Origin of the sequence: Mucilaginibacter celer (genome assembly GCF_003576455.2) — a bacterium.
Classification (GTDB): Bacteria; Bacteroidota; Bacteroidia; order Sphingobacteriales; family Sphingobacteriaceae; genus Mucilaginibacter; species Mucilaginibacter celer.
Map to the genome: position 1 here is coordinate 3,593,384 of NZ_CP032869.1, position 10,976 is coordinate 3,604,359.

Sequence of the window (10,976 nt, forward strand, 5' to 3'; positions counted from 1 at the left end):
TTTGGTTGATGTGTTAACGGCGAAACCAAATATAAAATATCCATCAGCATAAAATTTTGCATTTTTTTACAGTTATAGCGCACGCGGCGCTAAGACGCAAAGCTTAGCGAACAGTTTTTTTGTCCACTCACACACTCTTAAAATTTCGAACTATTCACCTAAAATCTTTGCGGCTTTGCGCTTTCGCGTGCTTAAAAATCTTAAACTAACCACCTCAAAAACCTTTGCGCCTTAGCCTTCTTTGTGCGCTTAAAAATCTTAAACTAACCACCCTTAAAAATCTTTGCGGCTTTGCGCCTTCGCGTGCCTAAAATCTCAAACTATTCACTTTCAAAAACCTTTGCCACTTAGCCTTCTTTGTGCGTTTAAAAATCGAAAACTATCCACACTTAAAAATCTTTGCGGCTTACTATTCTTTGCGTACTTAAAAATCTCAAACTATTCAACCTTAAAAATCTTTGCGCCTCAGCGTCTTTGCGAGACACTCCTCTTAAAGATGCAATTTCAATCAATTTTCCATAATACAATCTAAACACTCATACCCAGCCAATTGAAACAGCAATATTACTTTGTAAATTAATTTAAAAAGTTAATTTTAAATATGATCACCACCAATTATAAACCTGTAAAAACCCTGCTTTTTACAGCATTGATAAGCTTACAAAGCTACGCCCAAACCAAAATTGGCACCACTGAAATAACCAAATGGCAATACGGCAAAACCGGCGCGGTATCCATTACTTATGATGACGGCTCGATGAACCAGTTCAGGAAAGCCTTGCCTGTTATGGATAAGGTAAAAGTCCCCGCCACGTTTTTCATTATCACCGGTTCCATTCCCGGCTCCAAATACCATGGCCGGTTTATCGGTCGACCGGTTAAGGACATCATTAAAGAATCGGCCACCATACCCACCAAAGATCAAAACTTTTTTGAACGATGCTCGGCTACCGGTTATTTAGGCTACATGGGCACCATCGCCGCGCATACACAGGCCGGAAGCCTGTACGATGCAGGCAAAAAAGAAAAAGCATTTAAAACACTCGATGATATTTACGCCAAAGCCCGCAACGGCGAATTAAAACCGGGTTATGAACCTAATGACGAATTTAAACAATCGGTAGGCTCAACCTGGGACGATTTCAGGAAGGACGCCGCCCGTGGTTATGAATTTGCCAGTCATTCCATTACCCACCCCAGCATGCCGGGGCTTGATGAGCCTAACCTGCTTTGGGAACTGGAGAAAAGCAAGGCAGATATTTTAGCCCAGCTTGGCCCTAAACACACCTTCTCGGCCGAATGCCCTTACGGCTTTGAAAACGACCGGGTAATGAGCTATGCCCTTAAAATTTATCCCGCCCTGCGTAACCGCATGCCCGAGCCCTGGCTAAAAGAAATTGATCGCGCCAGCAAGCAATCGCCGGGATCAACAGATAAAGATTATATTCAATGGCAACGCGGGGCTACCACCAAAACGCCGCTGCCTATGATGAAGCTTTGGGTTGATACTACCCTTACGCATACCAATACCTGGCTTGTACTGGTATTTCATGGTATAGATGGTATGGGTTATGAAGCTTTGCCAAGTACGTTACTCGATGAGTATTTTCAGTACATTAAAAGTAAAGAAGATAAGCTTTGGATAGCCACCTTTGGCGATGTAACCCGCTATATGCGCGAGCGGGAACATGGCAAAGCTGTTGCCACGGCGGCAGGTAACAGCGTACAGGTTAAGGTGAGCCATGATCTGGATAGCAAAATGTATTATTTGCCGGTTACGTTGAAAACATACGTGGATTCGGGGTGGACTTCGGTTAAGGTTTTACAGGGGAAGAAAAGTGTAAAGGCTAAAGTTGCTAAGGATAATAACGGAACTTATGTTGTTTACCAGGCACAGCCGAACGGCGGCGTAGTGACATTGACAAAAGCTTAGCAAAACAAGTGCGTTTTTAGCACAAACTCTTAAACATCGTCATTGCGAGGCACGAAGCAATCCCCGACAGTACAGGGCGGATTTGGAAATCCCCTCTGCCTATTGGGGATTGCTTCGTGCCTCGCAATGACGACCAGAAGAGCATGAAGGTTATGAAGCTACCGCCTTCATCTTCGCCAAAGCCGTTTTAGCCACCGTTAAAGCATCCTGCGCGTAATAACTTTTATTAAACACCTCAAACGAGATCACCAACGGACGCTCAACATTCTTTACTTTCTGCAAAATCTGCTTTAGCGGTGCCACACCATCGCCGCAATAAATCCTGTCCGGCTCAGAAATCACCTCCGGATTGATCCCTGCCGGATAATCATTTACATGAAAAATATCCAAAGCATGGTGACCAACATAATCAAGGCTTTCAACACTCGATCCTCCTTTAAAAATATGGAACACATCCAGCAGCACACGGGCGTTGGCGTTTCCGGTTTGCGCAGCCACATACAACACCTGGCTAATGTGTTTCAGGTTTTGCGATCCGCCCCACATTTCCAACTGTGGCATCACGCCGGTTTGTTCGCCCATCTTCAGGATGGTGAGATAACGTTCGGTCACCACATCAAGGTCAAGCACGGGGCCTTTGGTTATCCCCGCGGGTGGCGCGGCTATGCGGTGGCAACCTATTTTGGCAAGCATTTCCATTTCCTGCTGTAATTGTTCCAGGCCTTTTTTACGGGCGGCTTCGTCATCAACCAACCAGGGGGCAAAGCCAATGGCATCTTCAATTTTTAGGCCGAGGCCATCGATGATCTTTTTTGCTTCCGTTACAGAGCCACCGCCTTTTAAGTAGGTTTGCAGGGTATCAATCCAAATTTCAACTGATGCAAAACCTGCTTTGGCGGCTACTTCCAGCTCTTTTACAAACCCAAGGCTATGGCCGCGGATGGTGCTCATATTTAAGGAGTACACAAAGCCGTCACCTGTTTTCGGGGCGCTGTCCGTGGCTGATGCGGTTTCGCCTATAACCGCCGCGCCTGCCGCCAGCCCTATTGTTTTTAACATTTGTCTGCGGTTTAAATCGCCCATGGTATCAATATTTTAAGCTTTTAATATAGGCGATGGTAACCGGTAATTGCTGGCTGTAGCTCGGGCTTTCATCCTCAATAAAATAATGTTTGATACCTGCTTTTTTGGCTGCTTTCAGCACCCCCGGAATATCAATTTGCCCGGTGCCCAAAGCCACATCATTTTTGGTATCGGTACCGCCGGTAAGGTCGTTAGCTACGCCTTTGCGGATATCTTTCAGGTGCATCAGTTTGATGCGCGATGGATATTTATTGATCAGCGCGGCCGGATCCTGCCCGCCATGAAACGACCAGAGGATATCGATCTCGAACGAAACATATTTAGGATCGGTATTTTGGGCGATGTAATCAAACAGCGTACCATCGTTATATTTACCAAACTCGTAACCGTGATTGTGGTAGCAAAAGGTCACCCCTGCTTCATGCAGTATTTTACCAACCCGGTTAAAATCGGCTGCCGCTTTTTTGGCATCATCCAAAGTAAATTCTTTACCGTGAGGGATCCAGGCTACCATTACATATTTAGCGCCGAGAGTTTTGGCCTGTTTAATCACACCTTCCGGATCTTTAACAATGGCATCATAACCAGCTCCGGTCGATGGGATACTGATGCCACGATCATTGCACATTTTCCTGAACTCGTCCTGGGCCATGCCTTTGGGGGCTTCGCCTTCAATCTCGGTGATGCCTAATGATTTGATGGTATCCAGTACCAAGGCTGTAGCTTTGGGCATACTGCTGCGGAAGGTGTAAGCCTGTACGCCTATTTGACCGGTGAATAAAGGTTTGCCGCTTTGGGCGGATGCGTTTTGGCCTAATGCCAGGGCGGCTAAAAGGCTTATGAATATGGTTGATTTTTTCATGGTTAAATTGATTATTAATTACAACTCGTCATTGCGAGGAACGAAGCAATCGCGAACTTTACAGGGTGGACCTGCTTCCGTGCGATTGCTTCGTTCCTCGCAATGACGTTGTTGTAGAGGGATTCCCCCCTACTCCACAAACTGAATATCCTTCAAACTTAAAATGCCATCACTTGGCTTTGAACGTTTAATGGCAAAAAAGTACACATCGTGCTTGCCGCTTACCGGTTTGCTGAGCGTGCCTTTTACTTCGGCGGTTTTATCCCAGCCACCGGTTGTTTGGTATTCCGTCGAACTGATTATCGGGCCGGCCTGCGAATCTATGCGTACTTCTATCTCACCGGCATAATCCTTCGAGGCATATTTATAGGCAAAAGCGGTGATATTGCTGAGGTCGATATTCCTGAACAACACGTACGATTTATGGTTCCCTGCCGAAAGATCATCTTTAAACCGGTTAAAACCTTTCAGTTCATCAGCATAAACGGCCTTTACATTGGCATTGCGCAACACCACCATATCCGTTGCCTTTAGCGGACCAACAACTTTGCCGCCTTTATCGGTGTACGAAGCCAGTAGCGTGTACTCGCCGCGTGGTTCGGCATCGTTAAATTTAAGGTTGAGCGTTCCGTTTAAAGGCAATGGCAACACGGGGCTTTTTTTATCAGTAAGCGAAAAAATGTATTTCACTATTTCCTTTGTATCCGCGCCTGATAACTGCGGATGCGCGCTCATTACGTGTTCGGTGCCCCAGCTGCCCGCTCCACCCGCAATAATCTTTTTAGATAACTGATCGATAGCTCCTTTTTGGGTTTTGTACCTTTTGGCAATAGCCATAAAGCTTGGCCCAACGGCGGTTTTGTTAATGGTATGGCACGATTTACAATCGCTATTGGCCATCAGCGCCTTGCCGGGGTAGCTAACCTCGGTGGTTGATAGGGCTGTAAGATTTTGTGTGGTGCTATTGGCCGATGGCTGCGGGTTATAAATGTAAAACAGTTTTACTTTTTTGGGGTCGACTTTGCCATCCTCCTTATCGCTCACCACTACATGATAGCGGAAGGGCTGCCCTTTCCAGATAAATGATTTATTATCGGCGCTGGCAATGGATATTTCGGGCTTGGTGTTGCCTACCTTTACTATAACAGTATCCCTGCCGGTAAGGCCACCTTTATCGGTTACTTTTAAAATGGTTTTGTATACGCCCGGTTTGGTAAATGTGTAAGAGGCAGAAGCGGTGGTAGCGCCAACGGTTTTGCCATCAAATAGCCACTGGTAAGTGATCTTGTCATCATCATCCAAATCTTTACTGTTCTGGCTGCTGAAGCTTACTTTTAGCGGGGCCTGGCCTGCAATTTCCTTTTTAGCCGGAAACTCTTTAAGCTCAACAGTTAAGAATTTAGTTTTAGCAAATTTGTTAAACGCGGCAGTGTCCGAGATACTGGCTTTGGCAATTGGCGCGCGGTTACCGGTGTTATATTCTATCTTCACCAAACGGGCATCCTCGTTCTGTGCGCCATAAACCGATCCGTATTCCAGCATATACAATGCACCATCGGGGCCGAACTCCATATCAATAGGCCGCCTGAAATCGCCGCTTAAAGGCATAAATGCTTCGTTGCGCAGGTAATTTTCATCCTTATCAAACCGTAGGTCAATTACCCAATTGCGCATCCAATCGGCTACAAACAAGGTTCCGTCATAATACTCAGGGAACTTGTTTGGATTTTTAACGTTTTGATCAAACTCGTAAAAATCACCGCCGATAGCACAGCGGCCGCCCATACCTAATTCCGGAAACTCGTCGGATGCGGCATAGGGGTACCAGATCATGGCTGGCGTAGCGGGAGGCAATAAATTTAAACCTGTATTGTTTGGCGAGTTGTTCACCGGCGCTTTAGGATCAAAATTGGGGCCCGGTTTGGCATTCACAAAATCCCAGTGCGAGTAGGCGAAATTATTGCCCACAAAATACGGCCAGCCAAAGTTACCTGCCTTACGTGCCTGGTTAAACTCATCATAACCACGCGGGCCGCGTGGCGAATCTTTACCTGCATCCGGGCCAATCTCGCCCCAGTATAAAACCGAAGTTTTGGGGTTTACAGCAATCCGGTAAGGGTTACGACAGCCCATTACATAAATCTCGGGCCTGGTTTTGGCTGTTCCTTTCGGGAAAAGATTTCCTTCGGGAATGGTATAAGTGCCATCAGCTTCGGGATGGATACGGAGGATTTTTCCTTTAAAATCGTTGGTATTACCGGCGCTTCGTTGCGCATCTAAACTGTAATGCTCGGTACCGGGGCGCTCATCCAAAGGCGCATAACCATCGGATGGGAAAGGGCTTGAACTATCGCCGGTAGACAGGTAAAGGTTTCCGTCCTTATCCCAGGCCAGCGAACCACCATGGTGCGCGCCGCTCACTTTTTGCACCGGCACTTTCAACAGGATTTTTTCTGATTTCAGGTCGAGCACATCCGCCGGGCTTAATTTAAAACGCGATAGCTGGAAGTTAAGCGGCTCGATGGTTTGGCCTGCCGGCATATAATAAATGTAAACAAACTGATTTTTCTCAAACTCAGGATCGAGCGTGAGACCTATCACACCGGTACCACCTTCGTAAGTGATCGGAAATTTATGGATCACCTTAAACTTATTGGTTTTGGTATTATAAACCGAAAAGTTGCCCATCAACTGCGTAAAAAACACACGACCATCCTTAGCCGTAGCCAGTTCCATCGGCGAAGCGATATTGCTAACCAGCACCTTTTTAATAAAGCGGCTTTGATCAGGCGCTACCCTCGAGTAGGCTTTGCCATAATCAAGTGGCTTACCATTGCCCATAGCATAACGGATACCACCCAGCAACTGGCCTAAAAACAACGGTTCGCTGTAGCTTTCGTCGGTATGGCCGCAGCCGGTGTAAAACGACCGGCCGCCATCAAACTCGTGGTCCCATGTTATGGGATGATCGGCGCCATTGGTACCGCCATCATAAGTATTTTCATCCAGGCTTGCCAGTACATGGATGCCGCTGTAGATGGATTTGTAGTTATACCACTCGTCGGTACGTTCCCATTTATCGGGCAGGTTGGCGGTGGCTGGCTGGCTTTTATCGGTTACGTTAACAACAGCTTTGCGGATGTTGGAGTTGTTGGGATGACTTGAAAAATAAGCGCCAACCAGTTTGCCGTACCATGGCCAGTCGTACTCGGTATCGGCAGCGGAGTGTACGCCCACAAAACCGCCCCCGGCCTGGATGTAACGCTCAAAGGCGGCCTGTTCAACCGCGTTGAGCACGTTGCCTGTGGTGCAGTTAAAAATTACAGCCTGGTACTTTTTAAGGTTATCATCAGTAAAATTGGCCGAGTTGGTGGTGGTATCCACATCAAAACCATTTTCGTTACCCAGCTTTTGGATGGCAGCTATACCAAAGGGAATACACGAGTGGTGCCATCCCAATGTTTTGGAAAACACCAAAACCCGCGGCTTATCGGCAGGCTTTTTAAATGCGAAAAGCAGGACTGTTAATCCCGTCAAAAAAACGTAGGTGAGATTTGTTTTTAATGACATATTGAGGTTGTTAGTTGATTGCGTTTTCAGGAACAGCCGGCAAAAACAACATCACACATAAACATTGCTAAAAGGATTTATGCACGAACCAAAAAAAATTCGGTAACGCTAAAACGGGCTGTTCAGTCAATTGGCTTACACAATATTAGTATTTTAAATATTGGTTGTGTATTGTTTACACTTTTATTTTTTGTGGGGGATGGGTTTGTAATTGAATTGTTACGGGTGGTAGACAAAGCTGAATGATTGTTTATTTTGAGCGATTGATAAGTAATGTTAATAACAAACTATTTTAACATACTTTGTTATCATATAAATTAAAGGTAAATTTGTATAATAGTAAAACGGCTTAGTGCCAGCTAATACATTAATTCATCATGAGCGATAAAGAGTTAAAAACATACATTGCTGATATCAGGAAAACAGCAAGCGATATTGCCAGCGATGAGGTTAAATCGAAAAAGTTTTTAACTGATATTGGTTTGCTTAACCGCGAAGGAAAAGTAAAAAAACAATATAGGGATATATGTATTCAGATAGATCAGGATTAGTACTTGGTTTTCATGGATGCGACGAAAGTGTAAGAGATAGTGTTGTTTTAAATAAAACCCAATTAAAACCAAGTTCAAACGACCATGATTGGCTTGGATCCGGAATTTACTTTTGGACTAATTCTCCCGAACGGGCTCTTGAATTTGCAAGCCAGCCCAGACTCAAATCAAAAATCAAAACGCCTGCCGTTTTAGGTGCAGTTATCGATCTGAAACATTGCCTTGATTTACTGGAGTATAAAAACCTAACAATAGTTCAGGACACGTATAATTTGCTTGCAGATATTATGAAGACAGCAGGGTTAAAAATGCCGGAAAATTTAAAGCCTAATGGCTCGAGCGAATCCTTATTAAGGAAATTAGATTGCTTTGTTATCGAATCTCTCCACAAACTAAAAAAAGACGCCCCCTACGACAGCGTAATGTCTGTATTCCTGGAAGGAAATGAGCTGTACGACAATGCCGGGTTAAGGCAAAAGAACCATATTCAAATCTGCGTGAGAAACCCTGATTGCATAAAAGGTTATTTTATACCGAGGGAAAAAGTATAAACAAAAAACAAACCCCACAGAAACTCATCCGCGGGGTTTGTACTAACCATGCAACCCTAAGGCATATCACCTACATATGCCCAATTATCATTACAATCCGGGGATTATCGTTTCATCATAATATTCCGGAATAATCGCTTTTTGTATCAGCATATTTTTATGTTTTTCCAGCAGTTTTTTCCACCAAAACTGGTATTTGCGCGGGTATACTACCCTATCTTTATAATCTTTTTTGCACAGCCCCTCGTAGCAAAGCAATTTGTTCATTACCTGGCGCGAATGATCAACCACCATGTGCGATTTGGGGGTGTACCCCATCAGTCGGTTGATTTCCCGGTTGGCTTTGCCAAGCAGTATCAGCTCAAAAATGTGAATGTGAAAGGTTGAAAATCCTTTGGTTCTTAAAAACGGACGGTGAAATGTTGCTGACTGTTTCATAAGTTAATAGCTTAGGTTAAAAATTTATAACTACTCTGTTTTAACTACTGTAAATTCGGTACGCCTGTTTAACTGCCTGCCCTCGGGGTTATCCTTGCCATTTGGCAACGAGTTTGGAGCAACCGGCATGCTTTTGCCATATCCTTTGGCATAAATACGCTCGGAGGCAATTCCCTGCGAAATGATATAATCCACGCAGGCTTGTGCCCTGGCCTGCGATAATTTCAGGTTGTATTTCGCGCTCCCTATCGAATCGGTATGGGCTCCTAATCGTACAATGATCTTCGGGTTATCTTTCATAATAACCACCAGTTCGTTCAACACTGTTTTTGATTCGGGCCTTAGGGTAGCTTTATTGAAATCGTAAAGCACATTTTTTATCACGATAGGCTTATCCTTTTCAAAGGCCTGCAGGCAAATCTCGGGGCTGTAAAGCGTATCGTTGCTCATTTGCCCGCTGGTTGGTACAGGCAACACTTTAGTAAAATAACCGGCCTTTTCAAGCTTGAGGTTATATGGCCTTTTTGAGGTTACGGTGAAGGCATATTTAGCATCAGCTCCGGTAGTGATCTCCTTCAAAGTTTGTTTAGCCAGCGAATCAAGAAAGCTTACTTTAACACCGGCCAGCGGTTTGCGGGTTTCGCAATCGGTAACTATACCGGTTAAAACAAAGTGTTTGTCATGCACCTCAAACAGGTTTAAACAGCAATCCGATTCCCTGTCCGAGCTGATGTACCATTTGCTTTTATCCTTGTTATCGGGCATAAAGTACAAATCGTCTTTAGGCGAGTTCATAGGGTAGCCCATGTTTACCGGGGTGGTCCAACTGGTTCCATCACCCTTACTTTCAAAAAAATCAAATCCCCCCAAACCAACAAAACCTTTCGAGCTATAGATCAACCGTTTCTCATCAGCGTTATAATAAGGTGCCTGCTCATCGCGCGAGGTATTGACGATGCTGCCCAGGTTAACAGCATTGGCAGCATCGCCATCATCACCCAGATCACTCACCCAGATATCATCCCCACCAAAACCGCCCGGTTTGTTGGATACAAAAAACAGGCGCTTACCATCGGCGGTAACAAACGGTTGTATAGCGTTGTAGCCATCAGCATTTACATTACTGCCTAACTTGCGGGGCTGCAACCAGATGGTATCCTGCAACTGGGCAAAATAAATATCATGATAGGTTTTGCTTCCCTCCTTGTACCAGCGGGTAAAATACATCCGCTTACCATCAGGGCTTAGCGAGGGCGTACCGTATTCGGTTTCTTTAGTTTGATTGTTATCTTTTAGTTTGATCTGCACCGGTTTGCCCGAAGCATCGGCACTATAAATGCGGTTGATATGCTTTTTATCGTCTTTGGCAAAACGCGATGAAGTGAACATAAATTTATCACCGGTTTGCAACAAGGCATAATCAGATCCATCGGAGTTCCAGTCGCCTTTCAGTTTGGTGGCCTCCAGCAGTTGCGGATACTTATATTGTTCTTTAGCGAAGTTGCAATTTACAATCTCCCTTTGGGCCAAAGCTTTATTATCATCATTTTGCTTATAGCCTGCCGAAAATTGCTGCAATTGGGTAATGGCATCATCAAAGCGTTGGGTTGCCCTTAAGGTTACACCATACCACAGGCTGGCCAGCGGATAGGTTGAGGCATCCGGCGCTTCCACCGTTTTTTTATACCAGGGTAAAGCTTCAATATAGTTTTCGTAAAGGCGATATGATTCGGCCAAACGATAGCTTACATAGGTAGCATCTGATGGTTTATCCTTTTTGGCCGCTTTATTCATGGTTTGAAAAGGCACCTCCTGGCGTTGCAGCAGGCTCATGCCCTCGGCAACTTTGCGGTAGTAGTAAGCAGCTTCGTAATAATCTTTTTCGGCAAAAGCCCTATCCCCCAGGTTACGAAAATTCTTACCATACTGGCCAAAACAGGTTAGTGTTATGGCCGATAATACAATGGTTATAATGGTTATTTTCATGG

At 45.0% G+C, this 10,976-nt stretch carries 8 protein-coding genes; 3 read left to right on the forward strand and 5 right to left on the reverse strand.

Translation table 11 applies throughout. From position 1 onward, the window contains the following. The first annotated feature begins 601 nt into the window (after positions 1 to 601). Entirely contained in the window at positions 602 to 1,933 is a 1,332-nt protein-coding gene (locus tag HYN43_RS14495) for a polysaccharide deacetylase family protein (RefSeq protein WP_119410028.1), read from the forward strand. Between the two features lie 150 nt (positions 1,934 to 2,083). Here HYN43_RS14495 and HYN43_RS14500 read toward each other — a convergent pair whose 3' ends face one another. The 3 genes from HYN43_RS14500 to HYN43_RS14510 all read right to left on the reverse strand — a co-directional run bounded on the left by HYN43_RS14500 (position 2,084) and on the right by HYN43_RS14510 (position 7,448). After that, complete coding sequence (locus HYN43_RS14500; protein WP_205589775.1) at positions 2,084 to 2,992, reverse strand: sugar phosphate isomerase/epimerase family protein; 909 nt, start codon at positions 2,990 to 2,992, stop codon at positions 2,084 to 2,086. Positions 2,993 to 3,020: 28 nt separating this feature from the next. After that, positions 3,021 to 3,878: a sugar phosphate isomerase/epimerase family protein gene (locus HYN43_RS14505; protein WP_119410030.1), complete on the reverse strand. Its 858-nt coding sequence runs from the start codon at positions 3,876 to 3,878 to the stop codon at positions 3,021 to 3,023. Positions 3,879 to 4,007: 129 nt separating this feature from the next. Continuing rightward, on the reverse strand, positions 4,008 to 7,448 hold the full coding sequence (locus tag HYN43_RS14510) for a ThuA domain-containing protein (RefSeq protein ID WP_119410031.1): 3,441 nt from the start codon (positions 7,446 to 7,448) through the stop codon (positions 4,008 to 4,010). Between the two features lie 377 nt (positions 7,449 to 7,825). Between HYN43_RS14510 and HYN43_RS30380 the strand changes: the two genes are divergently transcribed. Both HYN43_RS30380 and HYN43_RS14520 read left to right on the forward strand, forming a co-directional pair. Then, entirely contained in the window at positions 7,826 to 7,999 is a 174-nt protein-coding gene (locus HYN43_RS30380) for a hypothetical protein (protein ID WP_162996485.1), read from the forward strand. Next, entirely contained in the window at positions 7,975 to 8,550 is a 576-nt protein-coding gene (locus HYN43_RS14520; RefSeq protein WP_119410033.1) for a hypothetical protein, read from the forward strand. Before HYN43_RS30380 ends, HYN43_RS14520 begins: the two co-directional genes overlap by 25 nt. 90 nt (positions 8,551 to 8,640) lie before the next feature. On the opposite strand, the gene HYN43_RS14525 is transcribed toward HYN43_RS14520, so the two are convergent. Both HYN43_RS14525 and HYN43_RS14530 read right to left on the reverse strand, forming a co-directional pair. Beyond that, on the reverse strand, positions 8,641 to 8,988 hold the full coding sequence (locus HYN43_RS14525; protein ID WP_119410034.1) for a hypothetical protein: 348 nt from the start codon (positions 8,986 to 8,988) through the stop codon (positions 8,641 to 8,643). Between the two features lie 30 nt (positions 8,989 to 9,018). Continuing rightward, entirely contained in the window at positions 9,019 to 10,974 is a 1,956-nt protein-coding gene (locus tag HYN43_RS14530) for an OmpA family protein (protein WP_119410035.1), read from the reverse strand. Between the last annotated feature and the right edge of the window lie 2 nt (positions 10,975 to 10,976).